This is a genomic window from Marinobacter salexigens (genome assembly GCF_002806945.1).
Classification (GTDB): domain Bacteria; phylum Pseudomonadota; class Gammaproteobacteria; order Pseudomonadales; family Oleiphilaceae; genus Marinobacter; species Marinobacter salexigens.
In genome coordinates this window covers 99932-117905 of record NZ_NIHC01000001.1, presented here as the reverse complement: position 1 = coordinate 117905, position 17974 = coordinate 99932, and the positions used below count along the sequence as shown (strand labels likewise).

Sequence of the window (17974 nt, the reverse complement as noted above, 5' to 3'; positions counted from 1 at the left end):
GCATTCCTTTTCATATTAACGGCGTATCTGAATCCGCACGGCGGGCCGGGTCCGGGATTTCTCGGGTGTTACAAACGAGTTCCAGCCCAGCCGTATTTCCTGCCCCATCTGCATGGGGCGGATATCCTGCCCCCTCATTTGCAGCTCCAGGTCGTAAGCCAATTGCTCACGGGTAGCAAATTCCACCAGCTTCACCAGGCGCTGGTGATCCTGCCCGTTGGGCAGAAAGTCGGCAAAACGCTGGCGGCTCAGGTTGCGAATTCGCAGAATGAACTTGCCACTGCGATCACGAACCTGAGAGCCCACCAGGGTGTCATTCCCCAAGGTGGCGTTGCGTCTGCCAAGCTGCGTTTGCTGGTCCTCGCCAATGGCCACCTTGCGCAACACCCACTGCTCGATGCTCACATCGTCCAGATCAAAACAGTGCCCAATAATGCCGCTGACGACTTCCGGAGACCGGCTTCGACCCGCCATCAAACCGGAATAAGCCAGCATTTTCGACCAGTTAACCGGCGTGGCTTCCCGTAGGCGGCTGTCGCCAAGGCCGGTCAGGGAATAGATCAGATTGGAAAATCCATCGGACGCGCCTGGGCGAAAGCGCACGTAATAGCGATATTTGCGCCAGGACCGGTGAAACAGGGTGACTAGCCGGTGGTTAAAGAAATCCAGAAAGTGCCGGCGCACGCCAAGATCCTGACCGGCCTCCCAGGCCAGATCTTCAAGATAGTATCCCGGTAGTGGCGACTGTGATCCGTGCAGACCCAGAAAGCTCACTTCCATCTGATAGGGCGCGTGCTCATGCTCCGGCGACAGGGCAGAAACCACATCGCTACCAGGAAACCCTAAGCCTGCCGAGGCGGAAAATCGGATACGCTCCTGCCGTGGCGGCTCGTCGCGGCCAGCTTCCAGATCGTCACCGTGGTGCCGGTGAATCAGGTCCACCAGCTGAAAAAAGCTGTAGCGCCGCGCATTGCCCAGAACGGGTTGCAGGCCGGCTACATCAGCGGCTGCTGACCTTGCTGTAACGTCCATGTATACCGTTCCTGATTGTCTGTATTCACCACTTCCAGTTGGTGAAATGCGTTGATACTGGCATAAAGTGCAAAGAACTGGCTGAGTACGGTGCCGAACAGGTACAAATCGCCTTCCGAGGCAAACGCCTGCTGATCCAGTTTCATCACCGAGCGAATCCCCCGCACCGGCAGCCCCCGGATCATCTTGTCCACCGGGTTGGTTTCAATGGCGCTGATACCTGCCAGCCGTTTCTGGGACACCCGCTCCGCCTGGCGATCCACCAGCGCGCGGAAGTCATACACCCGCAACACCGTGCGCAGGGCATCCACATCCAGCATGGAGAGATAATTCAGCGACAGATTGGAAATCAGTGTCCACAACAAACTGCCATCGAGGGTTGGCCGCAGCGTTGCCGTGGGCCGGGTGATATTGCTGAACGATGCAAACGCCGGCGTGGTTTCCGTCGCCATACACACCTCCCCAACCGCCAGTTGTTGCGGCAGCTGCCGATTGGTGCAGGTAAGCGTCAGAGAAATCGCTTCCTGGCGATCCATACACTCGGATTCATCACCGCGAACGAACGACATATAGTGATCAAACCCATCACCCCGCACGCTATCTTTGGCCCGAACCCGGTAATACAAGGCTGTGCGGCCACGATCCCGCTCAACTTCGTGCTGAAAGCTCTCAAACGCCGTATAAAGCCGGCGCTCACCCCGCCCCGAACGGCCTTCCAGCCAACCTTCCACCTGCTCAATACTGAACACTTCAAAATGATCCGGCGACCGGCTGGATGCCAGAATCCGGTATTCCGTCTGACGCCCGTTAAGATCCACCGGCTCACCCTCATGGGTAAACAGATTCACCGCTGGCGTGCAGTAAAGCTGCATATTCTCCGCCCGAACCCGCACATCCGGCGGCAGAATACGGCTGAAATGAAAACGCAGGCTGATTTCATCTGCCTGCACTGCAGGCAAACGATTTTTTAATCCGGTAATGTCTACAAACCGGAACGCCTCGGGAAAACTCAGATATTCCTGCAAAATCCGGTAACCGGAGTAGGCGTTCTTGGGATAAGGCAACAAAGCCTCATCATTGGCGAAGCCGACTGGTTTCAACAAAGACGTAGGCAGACTGAAAACGGAATCTCCAACCACTAACTCCATTCGGCTGAGGTAGTGGTTCAGCCACAAATACAGCGTTTCAGCGGTATGGTTGTCCCCACCCAGATAGAAACGCAGGCTCTCAAGATCCAGGGCACTTAGTGGTTGATCGGTATGCAACGCCAGATCCACGGTCATCGACGACACTTCCCGGGAATGTTCGGCATGAGCATCGGCAACACTTATGGGAAACACATCGACCGCTCGACAAGTACGAAACCGACACTGGGTCTGGCGCGTGGAATCTCCCAAAGGACGGCTTTTGATCTCGGTATGACGCTCAACCCGCTGCCGCTCACTAATGGAATGCAGCTGCGGATCAAAACGCATAATGGTGCAGCTTGGGACTGGCCGCAGGTAGTTCGGCCAAAGCATATTCAGCAGAGAATGAGTCAGCTCCGGAAATTCGTCCTCAACTTTTTCCCGCAGTTTCCCTGTCAAAAACGCAAAGCCTTCCAACAACCGCTCCACATCGGGATCGGTGCTTTGCTCAGAGAGAAATCGGGTAAGCTGCGGATGCGCTTCGGCAAACTCCCGCCCCTGCAGCCTTAAAAAGCTCAACTCATCCCTGTAAAACCGATTCAACTTCATACAGCTACTGCTTCCTTGGGAGTATGATCCGGTCGGTATACTTTTCTTCCGGGAAAAAACAACTCGCTGCGCTCAGACATTTTTTTCCCTGCAGAAAAGCATCCCCACCGGCTCCTGCCATCCTTGGTGTTTGCTGATCTTTTCGTTACATCACTCGGTAGTAACGTTTGTCATCCAGTAATAAATCTATGGTTGTCTTGTCGTCTTTTGAGCCGACATTCAGGTAGACCGTTACCTGAAACCGTAACTGCAACGGGTCAGGCCCCTGAGGCAAGGCGACTACATCAACCCGTTTTACACGCGGTTCATACTTCTCAATACACTGCCGGATAGCACTCCGAATCTGAATACTCAAATCGTGAGTACCCAGCGTCGCATCATTGAAATCCAGCAGCCCCAGTTCCGGCGCACAAGCACTGCTGCCAGGATGTGCATTGAGCAGACGAACCAGATGGCGCTTGATGGAACGCACCACATGGGTTTCCTCGCTCATGCCCTGCCCTTCCGGAGCGGCAGCCTGTTCCAAACGCTCGAACAAGCTGCCTCCCATGGGTTGCGCATCACTACTGAACACGGATTAATCCTTGTCCAGACGGCCTACCAGCGACAACTCGAAGTTGGCGCCCATGTACTTGAAGTGTGGACGCACAGCCAGCGATACCTGGTACCAGCCCGGATCGCCCTCTACATCGGAAACCGTTACCTGAGCGGCGCGCAGTGGGCGGCGGCTGCGTACTTCGGCAGGCGGGTTTTCCTGATCGGCCACGTACTGACGAATCCAGGTGTTCAGTTCACGCTCAAGATCCTGACGTTCTTTCCAGGAACCAATCTGCTCCCGCTGCAGCACCTTGATGTAGTGAGCCAGGCGGTTAACGATCATCATGTAAGGCAGTTGGGTGCCCAACTTGTAGTTGGTTTCCGCTTCCTTGCCTTCCTTTGTGTTGGGGAACTGCTTGGGCTTCTGAACCGAGTTGGCAGAGAAGAAGGCCGCGTTATCACTACCCTTACGCATGGTGAGGGAGATAAAGCCCTCGTCGGCCATTTCGTATTCACGGCGATCGGTAATCAGCACTTCGGTCGGAATCTTGGCTTCCAGCTGGCCGAAGGATTCGAACAGGTGAACTGGCAGATCTTCCACCGCACCACCACTCTGCGGGCCGATAATGTTCGGGCACCAGCGGTACTTGGCGAAGCTTTCCGTCAGGCGGGTGGCCAGCAGATACGCGGTGTTGCCCCACAGGTAATGCTCGTGATCGCCGGAGACGTCTTCCTTGTAGTTGAAGCTGCGCACCGGGTTTTCAGTGGGATCGTAAGGCACCCGCAACAGGAAGCGTGGTGACGTCAGACCCAGGTAACGGGCGTCTTCGGATTCGCGCAGAGAGCGCCACTTGGCGTACTTGGGGCCTTCAAAAACAGCTTTCAGCTCCTTGATGGCGGGCAGTTCCTGATAGCTGTCTACACCAAAAAATGATGGCGCAACCGAGGACAGGAATGGCGCATGGGCCATGGCGCCTACAGACGATACATACTGCAGCAGCTTCATATCCGGGGTGGACGGTGAGAAGGCATAGTTGCCAACAACCGCACCCACGGGCTCACCACCAAACTGCCCGTATTCCGTGGAATAAATATGCTGGTAAAAACCGGTTTGGGTAACGTCGGGAGCAAACTCGAAATCTTCCAACAGCTCAGCTTTCGTGGCGTGCAGAATGTCTACTTTGATGTTTTCGCGGAAATCCGTGCGATCGACCATCAGTTTCAGGCCGCGCCAGGAAGATTCCAGTTCCTGCAGCTTGGGAGCGTGCAGGATTTCATCCATCTGGGCGCTGATCTTGCGATCCAGCTCGACCACCATCTGGTCTACCAGTGCCTTGTTGACCGGCTGGCCTTTTTCTTCGCTTTTCAGCAGGTTGGCAATAAATGTTGCAACGCCTTTGCGAGCAACATCATAGCCCTCGTCCGCCGGCGCCATGCGGCTATTGGCCATTACCTGATCGAGTAACGAGCCTTCCATAACAGATTCGGAGGCAGCAGATTGCTGCACAGCAGTATCAGACATACCACATCCCTTCAGTACGTGATTGATATTTGGTGTTGTGTACCGCGCTCGGGCGGCAGCTTTGATTACTCGCCGTCTGTGGCCAATTCAAGCTCAGACAAGAGGGTTTCACGGGCTTCGTCGTTATCCAGCAACTCCTGCAGCTTGGAACGGAACGAAGGCACGTTACCCAGAGGGCCTTTCAAAGCAACAAGTGCTTCCCGCAACTCGATCAGCTTCTTCAGCTCAGGAACCTGACGGGCAATGCTGTCGGGGGAGAAGTCACCCAGATTCTGGAATTCGAGGTTGACCGGCAATTCCTCGGCCTGCTCGTCCAGCTGGTTGGATACAGTGGTGGACAACGTGAGGCCAGCTTCCTTCATGACAGAACCGAAATTGTTCTTGTCAACGGAAATGGCTTTGCGTTCTTCGATGGGGGTTTCTTCGGCATGCCCTTTGAAATCACCAACAACGAACATTTTCAGCGGCAGCTCAGTTTCAGCCTGCTGATCTCCGGTGGCGGGGACATACTTGATATTGATGCGCTCTTTAGGCGCGACAGAACCGTCTTTGGACGACATGGCTTGCTCCCTGTGCAAATCATTTGCAGTTGTTCAGTCCTTCGTGCGCACCGTCCTGGCACGCAACGGCAAAACTGTACACAGATGGATCAGGTTTCTCAAGCAAAAATTGGCCAGCGGAGCATCAAACTGTGCACGCGGGCAAACTTTTGCCAAAGCGCCTGTATCCATGTGTGTACTTGTGACCTACTGGCCACAGCCTGGGGGAAATTGGTCAATGACGGCACGCAGCGTCGTGGCTATACTCCTGAAACCCCTAGTTAAAGCTTTAAAGTATTATCACAAAAACCAAGGAGATGATTGATATGAGCGACCTGAAAGCACGTTTCGACGAAGCGGTAAACTACATTCAAACGGCGGAAGGCGACTTCAAGCCATCCAACGAGATGAAGCTGGAGTTCTACGCACTATACAAGCAGGGAACCGAAGGTGATGTGTCAGGCAAGCGCCCGGGCATGATGGACTTTGTTGGCCGCGCCAAGTATGACGCTTGGGAAAAGTGCAAAGGCATGTCAAAAGACGACGCCATGCAGAACTACATAGACAAACTCGAAGCCCTGAAGTAAGCCGTCTCCGCTTTTCGATCCCGGCAGAAACCCGCCGGGACTCCCCCTCTTCGAACAAAGCACCTGTTGGGATTTCAGGCCACTGTTAGCGCTCGCTCATATTTACATTGAGCGTTTCGTATGTGCGATTTTCCGGCAACCGGATTTGGTAATTGTTGCTGTGTGTCTGCCCGGGAATGGATTTTGGATTGCTGAAACGAAATTCTACCGGTATTTGCGAACGCCCAAGATCTGTCCGGCTATCGCCTGGTTGTAGCGCGAGGGGATCAAGGTAGAAGTCGTCCGCGCCCGCCTGTTGCACTGGAACGCCCTCTGCCGGCGCGGCCAGGCCACCTTCAATCACTGTGGCCGACAACGCTTCTTCCGCAATAGAGCGGAAAGGGATGGTGTCCAACGTTGACCGCTGCTCAACTTCAAACACCGGGTCATCACCAGGGCTTGTCTGCGCACTGGCGAACCCTGCTACCATGAGCAGAATGGCAGCAGGGATAAACCTGGAAAGTCTCGATTCAGGCGATCTGACAATACGGTGCAAGAGATTCATGAGATTCAGCCTCTCAGACACGTTTTTCAGGAATGTGTCAATTTTCGATCAGTCTATCGCCAAACTGGCCGTATTTCCCAGTTAATTGACCGTTTTGTGACAACTTTCACTGGCACTGACAATCAGATCGCCAGCTACGCGCCCTTTTGGGCAACAGGAGCAGCCTTGAAAACACCCCTTATTACCCGACAGGGCTATGACGACCTTCAAAAAGAACTCGATGAATTATGGCGGTTCGAGCGCCCGGAGGTCACCAAGAAGGTTACCTGGGCAGCCAGCCTTGGTGACCGCAGTGAAAACGCAGACTACCAATACAACAAGAAGCGGCTCCGTGAGATCGATCGTCGGGTGCGCTATTTGAGACGTTGCCTGGACAATCTCAAGGTGGTGGAGTATCACCCAGACCAAGAGGGAAGGGTGTTTTTCGGTGCCTGGGTGGAAGTTGAGAACGACGATAGCAAGACCCTGAAGTTCCGAATCGTTGGCTACGATGAAATTTTTAACCGCAACGATTATATTTCCATCGATTCGCCCATGGCCCGGGCGCTTCTGAAAAAGGAAGTGGGTGACGAGGCGGAGGTGAGAACGGAAGCGGGCGCAATCACCTGGTACATCAATGCCATTACGTACGAAAAATAGCACAACTGCCCGGGCAGCTTTCGCTTTGCCCCATTCCATCAGGCATAAAAAAACCCCGTAAAAACGGGGTAAGGCTAGCGCTGTGCTGGAGGGGGAAGCAAACGACTATAAATGCTTGCCTCCTACTACAAAGCCTATTCTCCACACCCGGTATTACCACGCTCTTGCCGATGGATTACCTTTTAGACAGGGTGGCTGCGCGCCTCTGTGGGCGAAAATTAGGTTGTACACTCTAAGGATCGCCGATAGCGTAAAGGTATCAAACTTTATATCCGCTTCCAGCTACGGAGATAGCAGAATGAACACACAGAAGCTTCTGAATATCGCTCTTGAGGGTGTAGACGCTCTAGGCTTTCGCCTTGACCAGATGGGCATTACCGGAAAAGTTAACCGCCACAATATCGCAGCGTTTCTGATGACAGAGCAAAAGCATCTGGAAGGTGAGTGGGACAGCATTCAGGTACGCATCAACCTTCGCCGCTCTCAGATCGAGCGCATCACCAAGCAGATTGAAACCCGGACTGATGCTCTGATTGCACCAGTGATGTCACAGGTCAACCGGTTCCGTCCAAGCCACTAGACTCAGGTACGATCGGCCGCTGCTGGCGTAGATACGTCAGCACTGCCTGGCTCTTGCGCCTGGCCTGCAGGTATCGCTCTGATGCGTTTACGCACCGGCGTTAGTGCAGGCATGTGCACAGCAACCGTCAATCCGGGCGGCTGTGTATTTTCATTGGTATCGCTCAGCACTATCCGGCCTTTATGAACTTCTGCGACAGCGCTCACCAAACTGAGACCCAAGCCATTTCCAGGCAATGAGCGGCTTTTTCCAACCCGGTAAAAGCGCTGAAACACCTGCTCCTTTTCATCATCAGGAATTCCAATACCACTATCCCTTACTTCAAAAATGGCATCCTCACCCTCTTTTCGTACCGCCACACCGATAGCTCCATGCTCGGGTGTGTATTTGATCGCGTTATCAATCAAATTGCTGATCATCTGAAACAGTAAATCCCGATCGCCCTCGATGATTACATCCGGCTGAAGAGACTGCTCAAACATTTGGTCTTTATCCTCAGCCAGTGCCTCATAAAGCTCACAGGCATCAGATACCAGCTCATCCAGAGCCACTCGTTTCATATCGGAAGAGTTGCCCTTGGTCTCCAGGCGCGCGATGCGCAAGAGCGCATTAAAGGTAGCCAGTAACTGATCTGCTTCTGCTACGGCGCGGCCCGCATGCTCCCTGGCTTCGTCGTTGTCCACGGACATCAGAGTGGTTTCGAGCTGATTGCGAAGGCGCGTAAGAGGTGTTCGTAGATCGTGAGCAATACTGTCAGACACATGACGAATACCTTCCATCAGGTACACAATTCGATCCAGCATCTGGTTCAGGTTTTCTGCCAACTGATCAAAATCGTCTTCTGTACCACGAGTAGGAATACGGAGAGAGAGGTGCCCGTTCATAATTCGCCGGGACGTATTATTGATAACCTCAATCCGGCGAATGGTATTGCGACTCATCAGATAGCCGCCGAGCAGTGCCAGCGCAAGGGTGATGCCCATGCCCCAGTTGATGGCCGTTTCGATCACCCTTTTAAGGCTGGTAAGCTCATCTACATCCCGACCAACCAATAGCCGAAGGCCACCTTGAACTTCAAATATTCGTGCCCTGGCCAAACGTTCTGGCCCCTTCCAGCCTACAGCTGAGCTAAGCGTAAAGTTAACCCAGCCACCCTCTGAGGGACTGCCCTCCGGCCATGTTTCCAAATTGCCGGCCAGTTTGAGGAAGTCTTCAGTGGTCAGCAGATAGATGGTTTTTGCATTAGGATCGCGGGCAACTCGCTCACGAATGATCGTGATCAGGCCATTTACACCCCGCCCCCGGTATTGCTCCGCCAGCCCGGCGATTTCTGCTTCAATAGTTTCGTCGGTCTGTGCGGTCATAAATCCCGCTGTACGCCAGTATATAAATGCCAATAGCAAAAATACCGAAGTGGCAAACACCACCATGTACAGCAGGGCAAGCTGGAAGGACGATGTCCTGAGCTGGCTAAGCAGTTTCACGTAACATGTACCCTGCACCGCGAACGGTTTGCAGTAGAGGTGTCTCGAATTCCTTGTCGATCTTCGCCCGGAGACGGCTGATGTGAACATCTATCACGTTGGTTTGGGGATCAAAATGATAATCCCAGACCTTTTCCAACAGCATGGTACGGGTAACCACCTGACCGGCATTGCGCATCAAGTATTCCAGCAAACGGAATTCCCGGGGCTGAACATCAATATTCTGGCCTGAGCGCTTTACCGTACGGGCAAGCAGGTCCATTTCCAGGTCGGCGACCCGCAGTACGGTTTCAGTTTCAGCTGACTGGCGATTTCGTCGCACCAGCGACTCAATTCGGGCAAGCAGCTCAGTGAAAGAGAAAGGCTTTGTCAGGTAGTCATCACCGCCCCCCCGCAGCCCCTCAACACGGTCATCCACATCACCCAGAGCACTGAGGATAAGAACCGGCACCTGGTTACCCGTGGCACGCACGGTCTTGATGATAGAGAGCCCATCCATTCCTGGAAGCATGCGGTCGACAATCATGATGTCGTACTCTTCACTGGCGGCCATCATCATGCCATCTTTGCCATCGGCAGCATGATCGACCACGAAGTCTGATTCTTTCAGACCCTTAACAAGGTAATTTGCTACGTCCTGATCGTCTTCGATTACCAGCGCTTTCACCGGATCCCCTCCTGATAGCGGATTACATTAACAACAGAGTACGAATAACTCAGGACACCGGCCAGTTACGATCTTGTAAGAGGGTGTCGCCAATGGCGACGGTCATTTGCTGGTCGGCAACCAATGCAAGCTATCTGCCGTAGCCCCGGAGGGCAGGTACTCCGCGCTTACCCAGCCGTCATAATCCATTTTATCGATAGCAGAAAAAACATTCGAAAAGTTAATCTCGCCGGTTCCCGGCTCGTTTCGGCCCGGATTATCGGCAAACTGAATGTGCCCAATCCACGGCAACAAACACTCCATGGAGCGCACCAGGTCGCCCTGCATGATTTGCATGTGGTAGATGTCGTACTGCAGGCGCACATTGTCGGCATCCACTTCTTCAATCAGCGCCATGACCTTGCCGGACGTATCAAGGAAAAAACGGGGCATATCAACCCGCGAATTTATCGCCTCGATGCACAGCGTAATACCCTCACCCGCAAGCTTATCCGCTGCCCAGGCCACGTTCGCCACCAGCGTTTGCCAGGCCGTATCGTCATCCAGCTCCACCGGCTTCAGTCCAGCCAAGCAGTTAAGCTGCTTACACCCCAGCGCCCGGGCATACTCGATGGCCTGATCCAACCCGGCGCGGAACTCATCAACCCTGTCTGGCAAGCAAGCAATACCGCGCTCACCTGCCTCCCAGTCACCCGGGGGAAGATTGAACAGAACCTGAGTCAAGCCATTGTCGTTCAGCGCCTTGCTCAGATCTTCTTTAGGCCACTCGTAGGGAAAAAGATACTCCACACCCGCAAACCCGGCCTCCCCCGCTTTAGCAAAGCGCTCCATAAACGGCACTTCGGTGAATAGCATTGACAGGTTGGCAGCAAAACGCGGCATGGCAGTTACTCCTTAGATCCTGCGCCAGAATCACCAAGACGGGCGCGGTTAATATGCTCCAATTCCAGCAGCAGGCCACTGTGGTCTGCATCACTGTGGCCATTGGCAACTAGCGACAGGTATTCATTATGCACCTGTTGCGCCAAAGGCAGCGTTAACCCTTCAGCCCGAGCCTCATCCAGAATCATCCGCATGTCCTTCAACTGAATCCGCGCCGGCGCACCGGGGGCGAAATCCCGATCGATCATGCGCTGGCCATGCAACTCCAGAATCCGGCTACCGGCAAAACCACCCATCAACGCTTCCCGCACCGCCGCCGGATCAGCCCCGCCCTTGGCAGCCAGCAACAAAGCTTCAGACACCGCTCCTATGGTTATCCCGACAATCGCCTGATTAGCCAATTTGGCAAGCTGCCCGGCTCCAACCGGCCCGATCCTCGTGCACTTGCCCAGCACGTCAAACACCGGCAAAGCCCTGGAAACATCTTCCTCTGTGCCGCCCGCCATAATACTTAACCGCGCTTCCTGAGCACCCAGAGTGCCACCGGAAACGGGCGCATCCAGATAGCCTACGCCGTTTTCTGCCGCGAGAGCAGCGTGCCGCCGAGCGACCGATGGCTGAATGGAGCTCATATCAATCACCAGGGCACCCGGCTTGATAGCGTCCATAGCGCCACTGGCAACCAGCACCTGCTCCACCACATCGCTGTTTTCCAGCATGGTGATAATCACATCGGCGGTTCGCACTGCGTCAGCGGGGCCCTCGGCTACAGTTACCTCACTGGAAAACGGTTCACATTTGCTTGCGGTGCGGTTCCAAAGAGTCATAGGAAACCCGGCATCCAGCAGATTACGGGTCATGGGAGTGCCCATGAGGCCAATGCCAAGGAAAGCGATGTGAAGGCGTGTTGTTGTCATAGTTAGTGGGTCTCCAATATGCAGCGGGAAGAAGTAATTGGGTAGGCCTCTCCAAAACCGTGCGGAGCCATGGATGGCGGAGCCGAGCGTACACGGACGTATTCACAGCGTGTTTTGGAGAGGCCTACCCAATTGCTTCGTACTCCAAACTATAAGGCACAAACAAAAACGCCACCAACCGAAACCGGTGGTGGCGTTTTCAAAGTACGCTCAGATCAACAACCTGATCAGGCAGCTTCTTCAGTCATCTGCGTACGAATCTTCTTCATGGCATTCTTCTCTAACTGACGAATACGCTCAGCAGAAATGCCATATTTGTCTGCCAACTGATGAAGCGTTGCCTTGCTCTCAGATAACCAGCGTTCGCGAAGGATGTCCTGGCTGCGCTCATCGAGCATTTCCAGAGCCTCCATCAAGCGACCATTGGAATCCTCAGTCCAGTCAGCTTTTTCGAGCTGAACGGCCGGGTCGCTGCGATGATCTTCCAGATAATACGCCGGCGCCTTGTATGCACTGTCGTCATCGTCGTCCATCGGGCCATCAAAAGCGGTGTCATGGGAAGCCAGACGGCCCTCCATTTCACGCACTACTTTTGGCTCAACGCCCAAGTCATCCGCCACCGCATTTAGCTCGTCGTGGCTCAACCAGGCCAGCTTTTTCTTCTGGCTGCGCAGATTGAAGAACAGCTTACGCTGAGACTTGGTGGTGGCCACTTTCACAATGCGCCAGTTGCGCAGAATAAACTCGTGTATCTCGGCCTTGATCCAATGCACCGCAAAAGATACCAGGCGCACGCCGTATTCAGGGTTGAAGCGCTTGACGGCCTTCATCAAGCCAACGTTACCTTCCTGAATCAGATCAGCCTGCGCCAAACCATAACCGGAATAGCTGCGGGCAATATGAATAACAAAGCGCAGGTGAGACAGTACCAATTGGCGGGCCGCGTCTACGTCTTCTTCATAATGCAGCCGCTCGGCCAGTTCCCGCTCTTCATCCACGGTCAGTACCGGAATGCGGCTCGCAGCCTGAATATAAGCCTCGAGATTAGCGCCCGGAACCAGTCTTTCTATGAGCTGTAAGCTCGTACCCATGCTTTAACCTCCGAACTTGACGGTCGCACAGTGTATGCGAATAAAGATAAGACCACCAAGAACCTAAAAAGTTCCCGAATTTCCAAATAAAACGTTTTAAATCAACAAAATGGAGAATTCGCCCTGACTTTCACTTGCTTAAGAAGCTACCTTGTAATCAGCTCTGTTTCAATACGGTTTTTCCGCAATTTTGAACATCAGCCGCCAGCTATTTCTCCCGGCTCTATATCATCAAGATGACGCTTAACCGCGATCCAGGCGCCCAGCCAGCCTAGCAGCATCGCGGCAATAATCAATGCAAATGCACCATCAAAGCTCAGACCACCCAGCGAGAAATCACTGCGATACAACCCAGCAAGGCGCTCAATAGGGCCGCTTAACCACCACAGGGTAATCTGCAGCAGCATCCAGGCAACAACACCGCCACCCAGGCCAAACCAGGCTCCGGTGTACAGAAACGGCCTGCGAACAAAACCATCCGTACCGCCAACCAGCTTGGCCACCAGAATCTCGTCGCGGCGGCTTTCAATAGACAGTCGCACAGTGTTGCCGATGACCAACACAACCGCAGCCGCCAGCAATATCGCCAGAGCCCACACCGCACGCGCAAGCAGGTCTGTCATGGCATTAAGGCGCTGCAACCAACCCAGATCCACCTGTACCCGCTCTACTCCATCCATGCCTTCAATAAACATTACAATACTTGCCACACCGTCTGCGGTCCGTGCACCTTCCTCGGGCGTGATCAGCAACGTATGGGGCAGAGGGTTCTCTTCCAGATAATCCAATGCATCCTCAAGCCCCGAGGATGCCCGGAACTCTGCCAATGCACGCTCACGGTCAATCAGCTCCAGCTCAGAAACACGGCCATCTGCCTCAACTTCATCGGCAAGTGACCGAGCTTGCTCAAGGCTGGCGCCCAGATCCATATAAGCCGTTACACGGGCGCCACTCTCCCATCCGGCCCCCACTCCCTGAAGACTGGTTAAAAACAGTAACAGGGCTACAGGCAAAGCCAAGGCCACTCCCATAACCGTCCAGGTCATCATACTTGCAACCGGTGTTCGCCAAATGCGCTCGGCACTGTCACGGGCGACTTTGCGATGGTGGGTAAAATAGGATTCGGCCTGTTCACGCCAGGGTGGTCGGGAGGCTTTGGCTCCTCGGCCTGACACCGACTTTCGGGGCTTGGATGATGGTTCAGCGGCCACTGGAGACTCCTTGCAACGAAGTGCCACCGGCAACCAGATTACCGTGATCAAGCGTTAGGGTGCGCCGGCCCATTTCGTTAATCAGGGCGAGATCGTGACTGGCGATGAGTACGGTTACCCCTACCTGACTGAACTGAGCGAACAGATTCATGATATCTGCAGACAGTTCCGGGTCGAGGTTACCCGTAGGCTCATCCGCCAGCAGCAGGGGTGGCTTGTTCACAACAGCCCGGGCAATGCCCACGCGTTGCTGCTCACCACCAGACAACTGCAGCGGGTTCATTTTTTCCTTGCTGAGCAACCCCACCTTATCCAGAGCCGCCCGCACTCGCCTCCCCACATCCCGGGGCGAAGCGCCCATCACTTCCATTGGCATGGCCACATTATCGAATACCGTACGATCAAAAAGCAGCTGGTGGTTCTGAAACACCACGCCAATATGCCGGCGTATGTAGGGAATCTGTCGTCGCGGCAGGCGATTGAGCACTTGCCCCCCAACCACTACTTCACCAGCGCTCGGGCGCTCCATCACCATGATCAATTTCAGCAGAGTACTTTTGCCCGCTCCGGAATGCCCTGTCAGAAACGCCAACTCACCCCGGCCGAGGTGAAAGTTCACCTGTCGAAGCGCGGTATGGTCACTGTCATACCGCTTGGTAACCTGGCGAAATTCGATCATGGTGCGCTGGTGCTCCAAAGCTCCGGATTGTGCGTCAAATTACTCTGCAAACAGTGCATCCACAAAGGTTTCTGCATCGAAGCTGCGCAAGTCATCAACCTGCTCACCCACACCAATAAAGCGGATAGGGAGCTGCAACTGGCGGGCAATGGCAAATACAATTCCGCCTTTGGCTGTGCCGTCCAGCTTGGTCAAGGTGATACCGCTTACGCCAACCGCCTGTTGGAATACTTGCGCTTGGCTCAAGGCGTTCTGCCCTGTGCCGGCATCCAGAACCAGCATGACTTCGTGGGGCGCTGCGTCGTCGAGCTTCTTCATTACACGGACAACCTTTTCCAGCTCACTCATCAGGTTATCTTTGTTCTGCAAGCGGCCAGCAGTGTCTGCAATCACAACATCCACACCACGGGACTGGCCTGACTGAATCGCGTCAAAAATCACTGATGCGCTGTCGGCACCCGTATGCTGTGCCACAACCGGAACGTTATTCCGCTCACCCCAAACCTGCAGTTGCTCTACTGCAGCAGCGCGGAAAGTGTCACCTGCAGCCAGCATGACCGACTTGCCTTCACTCTGGAATTTCTTGGTGAGCTTGCCGATGGTGGTGGTTTTACCCACACCATTTACGCCGACCACCAGAATCACATAGGGCTTGGCACCCGTATTAATGTCCAGCGGTTTGGTAACGTCTTTTAGCAGGCCATGTAGTTCGTCACGCAATGCCTTACGCAGAGCTTCACCATCTTTAAGCTGGTTACGCTGAAGCTTGTCGGTAAGGGATTCAATAATTTCAGAAGTAGCTGTTACCCCCACATCTGCCATCAGCAGTGTGGTTTCGATCTCTTCCAACAGGTCTTCGTCGATCTTTTTCCCAATGGAGAAGAGATCCGCCATGCCACCTGTCAGGCTTGCACGGGTTTTGCCCAACCCTTGTTTGATGCGCTCAAAAACACTGAGTTCGGGCTCAGGAGCTGGTTCCGGTTCTGGAACAACAACTTTGGGCGCTTCTGCGACCTCCTCGGGGGCAGGTTCAGGTGCCGCTTCCGGGGTCTTCTCTTCAACCGGCGCTTTCGGCTCAGGGCCTTTCACCGCCTCCGGTTTGCGCTGGGGCACGGGCTTGGGCCGCGGCACTCGGCGGCGGTTGCTGGCGATATCCAGAACAAACACGAACACAAGAAGGGCCAATAGGCCGATTGAAATCCACTCTGCCATCATAAAATCATACCGTCTGTCTGATTGGGCGGGACAAATAAAGCGCACATTCTAGCAGACTGTCCCGGGGAAGTGAGGCTACTGTCGATTATCATGAAAGGCTCTGTTTCCGCTAAGATACTCCAGCCTCAAATAACGCTATTCGCTTTCGGAGCCAAGCACATGAGCCGCAGAAAACCCTCAGGCCCGCGCCCATCCAGCAGGCCTTCAAAAGGCCCAGCCCGGAACCAGGGAGCTGGTGGAGAGCTGCGTATAATCGGGGGCGACTGGCGCAGCCGAAAGCTACGCTTCCCCGATGCCGGCGGGGTTCGCCCAACGCCAGCACGCACACGTGAAACCCTGTTTAACTGGCTGTCATCTCATATTGCGGGAAGCGACTGCCTGGATTTGTTTACGGGCTCTGGTGCCTTGGGGCTAGAGGCGCTCTCAAGAGGTGCAGGACAGGCTACGCTGGTTGACAACAATACCGCCTTGGCCACGGCACTTCGGGGCAATCTCAGACTACTGGGCTCTGAAGCAGGCACAGTGGTTTGCGCGAATGTGGACACCTACCTGAGCCAGCGCACACGGCAACCATTCGATATCGTTTTTATGGACCCGCCGTTCCATCAGGGCTGGCTGACAAAGCTGCTCCCACTACTGGATTCTCAAAGCTGGGTAAAGCCGGGCGGCTGGGTGTACGTGGAACATGAGAGTGACCTGCCTACGCCGGCAACCCCCGCCAACTGGCAGCTACACCGACAAAAAACCGCAGGACAGGTCACTTACTGTTTATACAGGGTTCCTCAAGCAGCAGGGCGCAGCGAGTAAGCTCGTAGATGGGCAGCAAAGTCTTCCAGATAACGGATACCACTGGCCTCCGCCTCTTTGCACCACTCCATCAGCGCTTGCAGCTTATCCTGCGGCTTAAGCCCGCGCTGGCGCCAAAGCACTTGCAGCTCGTGACTCATCTCGTAAATCTGGCGCAACACCGCGTTGTTTTCGAGAACAGACTCCAAAGTCTCTTTGTCTCGCGGCTTTATCAGGGTTACCTCCCGCGACAGTAGTTGCTTCAGCTTGCGATACCTGGGGCGAATCTCATCATCCATCAGGCTCTTTTGCTGACGCAAAACTGGTTCTGTAACACGCTTGCGGTACTGGCGCATGATGTCGAAACGATTGTTGGCAATGGCCTGCACTGTTTCAACATCTACTTCCTGCTTGCCAGGCACATAGTGAGCAATCGGGCGATAGCCTTTGGGTTTCGCCAGACCGAACATCTGGAACATACGAATGTAACCCCAACCAATATCCACTTCGTACCAGCGACGCGAAAGCTTGGAAGAATTTGGGTAGGTGTGGTGGTTATTGTGCAGCTCTTCGCCACCGATCAGGATGCCAATTGGTGAAATGTTGCGGGCATTATCGGCACACTCAAAGTTCCTGTAGCCCATCCAGTGGCCAACTCCATTTACCACTCCTGCCGCCCAAAAAGGTATCCAGAGCATTTGTATCGCCCAGATCCAGATGCCATGCACACCAAAAAACGCCAGATTTATTACGGCCATCAGCGCAATACCCAAGGTTTTGTAGCGGCTGTAAAGGTTGCGTTCTACCCAGTCTTCCGGAGTGCGCTGGCCATAGCGCTCAAGGGTTTCTGGTGTCGCGGCTGACGCATAGAGCTCAGCACCCTCAAACAAAACTTTTTTAATTCCAAGTACGACGGGGCTATGCGGATCTTCCGCAGTTTCGCACTTGGCATGGTGCTTGCGGTGGATCGCTGTCCATTCTTTGGTATTCTGCGCTGTGGTCAGCCACAACCAGAAGCGGAAAAAATGCTTCAGCGCCGGGTGTAAATCCAATGAGTTGTGGGCCGAGTGGCGATGCAGATAGAGCGTTACACTGATAATCGTGATGTGGGTCATGCCCAAAGCAACCAGAATCAGTTGCACCACCGAGAGGTCAAGGAGACCGTTAAACCACATAAAACAATCCTCAATTCAAAATCCGAAGCGACCATACAGGCGCCGATAACGGCAGCTTAGCGTACAGGTGTTAGCCAAAACAACAAGCTTTCAAAACAAGTTTGTTGTCGTTCACATTTGCACAACATCAGACCCTGAAATTTGACCCGGA

Annotated in this window: 19 protein-coding genes; 4 read left to right on the top strand and 15 right to left on the bottom strand. The window is 54.2% G+C overall.

Translation table 11 applies throughout. The features are described from left to right. Window positions 1–15: 15 nt before the first annotated feature. From tssG to tssB, 5 genes are all read right to left on the bottom strand, one after another. Window positions 16–1032 (bottom strand): type VI secretion system baseplate subunit TssG, encoded by a 1017-nt coding sequence (tssG, locus tag CDH47_RS00585; RefSeq protein WP_100637898.1) that lies wholly within the window; start codon window positions 1030–1032, stop codon window positions 16–18. Next, complete coding sequence (gene tssF / locus CDH47_RS00580) at window positions 996–2768, bottom strand: type VI secretion system baseplate subunit TssF (protein WP_100637897.1); 1773 nt, start codon at window positions 2766–2768, stop codon at window positions 996–998. Before tssF ends, tssG begins: the two co-directional genes overlap by 37 nt. 145 nt (window positions 2769–2913) lie before the next feature. Then, the gene (tssE, locus tag CDH47_RS00575) at window positions 2914–3318 is read right to left on the bottom strand and encodes a type VI secretion system baseplate subunit TssE (protein WP_100637896.1); all 405 of its coding nucleotides are present in this window, start codon (window positions 3316–3318) and stop codon (window positions 2914–2916) included. Window positions 3319–3345: 27 nt separating this feature from the next. Then, complete coding sequence (gene tssC, locus CDH47_RS00570; protein WP_100637895.1) at window positions 3346–4827, bottom strand: type VI secretion system contractile sheath large subunit; 1482 nt, start codon at window positions 4825–4827, stop codon at window positions 3346–3348. 65 nt (window positions 4828–4892) lie between these two features. Beyond that, on the bottom strand, window positions 4893–5387 hold the full coding sequence (tssB, locus tag CDH47_RS00565; protein WP_100637894.1) for a type VI secretion system contractile sheath small subunit: 495 nt from the start codon (window positions 5385–5387) through the stop codon (window positions 4893–4895). A 305-nt stretch (window positions 5388–5692) separates the two neighbouring features. Here tssB and CDH47_RS00555 point away from each other — a divergent pair, with 305 nt between their 5' ends. After that, on the top strand, window positions 5693–5953 hold the full coding sequence (locus CDH47_RS00555) for an acyl-CoA-binding protein (protein ID WP_100637892.1): 261 nt from the start codon (window positions 5693–5695) through the stop codon (window positions 5951–5953). An 85-nt stretch (window positions 5954–6038) separates the two neighbouring features. Here CDH47_RS00555 and CDH47_RS00550 read toward each other — a convergent pair whose 3' ends face one another. Next, entirely contained in the window at window positions 6039–6497 is a 459-nt protein-coding gene (locus tag CDH47_RS00550) for a hypothetical protein (RefSeq protein ID WP_338037985.1), read from the bottom strand. A 165-nt stretch (window positions 6498–6662) separates the two neighbouring features. On the opposite strand from CDH47_RS00550, the gene greB reads away from it, so the two are divergent. Both greB and CDH47_RS00540 read left to right on the top strand, forming a co-directional pair. Next, complete coding sequence (gene greB, locus CDH47_RS00545) at window positions 6663–7136, top strand: transcription elongation factor GreB (protein WP_100638703.1); 474 nt, start codon at window positions 6663–6665, stop codon at window positions 7134–7136. Window positions 7137–7434: 298 nt separating this feature from the next. Then, entirely contained in the window at window positions 7435–7716 is a 282-nt protein-coding gene (locus tag CDH47_RS00540; RefSeq protein WP_100637891.1) for a hypothetical protein, read from the top strand. A 2-nt stretch (window positions 7717–7718) separates the two neighbouring features. Here the strand turns inward: CDH47_RS00540 and CDH47_RS00535 are convergent, their stop codons facing one another. From CDH47_RS00535 to ftsY, 8 genes are all read right to left on the bottom strand, one after another. Continuing rightward, window positions 7719–9200, bottom strand: a complete 1482-nt coding sequence (locus CDH47_RS00535; RefSeq protein WP_100637890.1) for a HAMP domain-containing sensor histidine kinase — start codon at window positions 9198–9200, stop codon at window positions 7719–7721. Then, window positions 9187–9867, bottom strand: coding sequence for a winged helix-turn-helix domain-containing protein (locus CDH47_RS00530; RefSeq protein ID WP_100637889.1), 681 nt, complete (start codon window positions 9865–9867; stop codon window positions 9187–9189). Before CDH47_RS00530 ends, CDH47_RS00535 begins: the two co-directional genes overlap by 14 nt. A gap of 102 nt (window positions 9868–9969) precedes the next feature. Next, a complete protein-coding gene (hyi, locus tag CDH47_RS00525) occupies window positions 9970–10749 on the bottom strand; it encodes a hydroxypyruvate isomerase (protein ID WP_100637888.1) in 780 nt (259 codons plus the stop codon). A 5-nt stretch (window positions 10750–10754) separates the two neighbouring features. Beyond that, complete coding sequence (locus CDH47_RS00520; RefSeq protein ID WP_100637887.1) at window positions 10755–11666, bottom strand: NAD(P)-dependent oxidoreductase; 912 nt, start codon at window positions 11664–11666, stop codon at window positions 10755–10757. Between the two features lie 227 nt (window positions 11667–11893). Beyond that, window positions 11894–12757 carry an RNA polymerase sigma factor RpoH gene (gene rpoH / locus CDH47_RS00515; RefSeq protein WP_100637886.1) on the bottom strand — a complete coding sequence of 288 codons (864 nt, stop codon included), beginning with the start codon at window positions 12755–12757 and terminating at the stop codon, window positions 11894–11896. A 197-nt stretch (window positions 12758–12954) separates the two neighbouring features. Then, window positions 12955–13968 (bottom strand): permease-like cell division protein FtsX, encoded by a 1014-nt coding sequence (gene ftsX / locus CDH47_RS00510; RefSeq protein ID WP_100637885.1) that lies wholly within the window; start codon window positions 13966–13968, stop codon window positions 12955–12957. After that, the gene (ftsE, locus tag CDH47_RS00505; RefSeq protein WP_100638702.1) at window positions 13958–14647 is read right to left on the bottom strand and encodes a cell division ATP-binding protein FtsE; all 690 of its coding nucleotides are present in this window, start codon (window positions 14645–14647) and stop codon (window positions 13958–13960) included. The genes ftsX and ftsE overlap by 11 nt, the downstream gene beginning before the upstream one ends. 39 nt (window positions 14648–14686) lie before the next feature. After that, complete coding sequence (ftsY, locus tag CDH47_RS00500) at window positions 14687–15862, bottom strand: signal recognition particle-docking protein FtsY (RefSeq protein ID WP_100637884.1); 1176 nt, start codon at window positions 15860–15862, stop codon at window positions 14687–14689. Window positions 15863–16021: 159 nt separating this feature from the next. Here ftsY and rsmD point away from each other — a divergent pair, with 159 nt between their 5' ends. After that, window positions 16022–16669, top strand: coding sequence for a 16S rRNA (guanine(966)-N(2))-methyltransferase RsmD (rsmD, locus tag CDH47_RS00495; RefSeq protein ID WP_100637883.1), 648 nt, complete (start codon window positions 16022–16024; stop codon window positions 16667–16669). Here the strand turns inward: rsmD and CDH47_RS00490 are convergent. Beyond that, window positions 16645–17823, bottom strand: a complete 1179-nt coding sequence (locus CDH47_RS00490; protein WP_100637882.1) for a DesA family fatty acid desaturase — start codon at window positions 17821–17823, stop codon at window positions 16645–16647. The two genes, rsmD and CDH47_RS00490, sit on opposite strands and share 25 nt — an antisense overlap. Window positions 17824–17974: the final 151 nt, after the last annotated feature.

What these genes read in the sequence shown, in the direction of transcription:
- ftsY (WP_100637884.1), bottom strand. Translation starts at nt 15,862, where the DNA reads ATGATGGCAGAGTGGATTTCAATCGGCCTATTGGCCCTTCTTGTGTTC.
- tssE (WP_100637896.1), bottom strand. Translation starts at nt 3,318, where the DNA reads ATGGGAGGCAGCTTGTTCGAGCGTTTGGAACAGGCTGCCGCTCCGGAA.
- tssC (WP_100637895.1), bottom strand. Translation starts at nt 4,827, where the DNA reads ATGTCTGATACTGCTGTGCAGCAATCTGCTGCCTCCGAATCTGTTATG.
- CDH47_RS00520 (WP_100637887.1), bottom strand. Translation starts at nt 11,666, where the DNA reads ATGACAACAACACGCCTTCACATCGCTTTCCTTGGCATTGGCCTCATG.
- CDH47_RS00555 (WP_100637892.1), top strand. Translation starts at nt 5,693, where the DNA reads ATGAGCGACCTGAAAGCACGTTTCGACGAAGCGGTAAACTACATTCAA.
- rsmD (WP_100637883.1), top strand. Translation starts at nt 16,022, where the DNA reads ATGAGCCGCAGAAAACCCTCAGGCCCGCGCCCATCCAGCAGGCCTTCA.
- tssB (WP_100637894.1), bottom strand. Translation starts at nt 5,387, where the DNA reads ATGTCGTCCAAAGACGGTTCTGTCGCGCCTAAAGAGCGCATCAATATC.
- tssG (WP_100637898.1), bottom strand. Translation starts at nt 1,032, where the DNA reads ATGGACGTTACAGCAAGGTCAGCAGCCGCTGATGTAGCCGGCCTGCAA.
- CDH47_RS00490 (WP_100637882.1), bottom strand. Translation starts at nt 17,823, where the DNA reads ATGTGGTTTAACGGTCTCCTTGACCTCTCGGTGGTGCAACTGATTCTG.
- hyi (WP_100637888.1), bottom strand. Translation starts at nt 10,749, where the DNA reads ATGCCGCGTTTTGCTGCCAACCTGTCAATGCTATTCACCGAAGTGCCG.
- CDH47_RS00540 (WP_100637891.1), top strand. Translation starts at nt 7,435, where the DNA reads ATGAACACACAGAAGCTTCTGAATATCGCTCTTGAGGGTGTAGACGCT.
- rpoH (WP_100637886.1), bottom strand. Translation starts at nt 12,757, where the DNA reads ATGGGTACGAGCTTACAGCTCATAGAAAGACTGGTTCCGGGCGCTAAT.
- CDH47_RS00550 (WP_338037985.1), bottom strand. Translation starts at nt 6,497, where the DNA reads ATGAATCTCTTGCACCGTATTGTCAGATCGCCTGAATCGAGACTTTCC.
- ftsE (WP_100638702.1), bottom strand. Translation starts at nt 14,647, where the DNA reads ATGATCGAATTTCGCCAGGTTACCAAGCGGTATGACAGTGACCATACC.
- tssF (WP_100637897.1), bottom strand. Translation starts at nt 2,768, where the DNA reads ATGAAGTTGAATCGGTTTTACAGGGATGAGTTGAGCTTTTTAAGGCTG.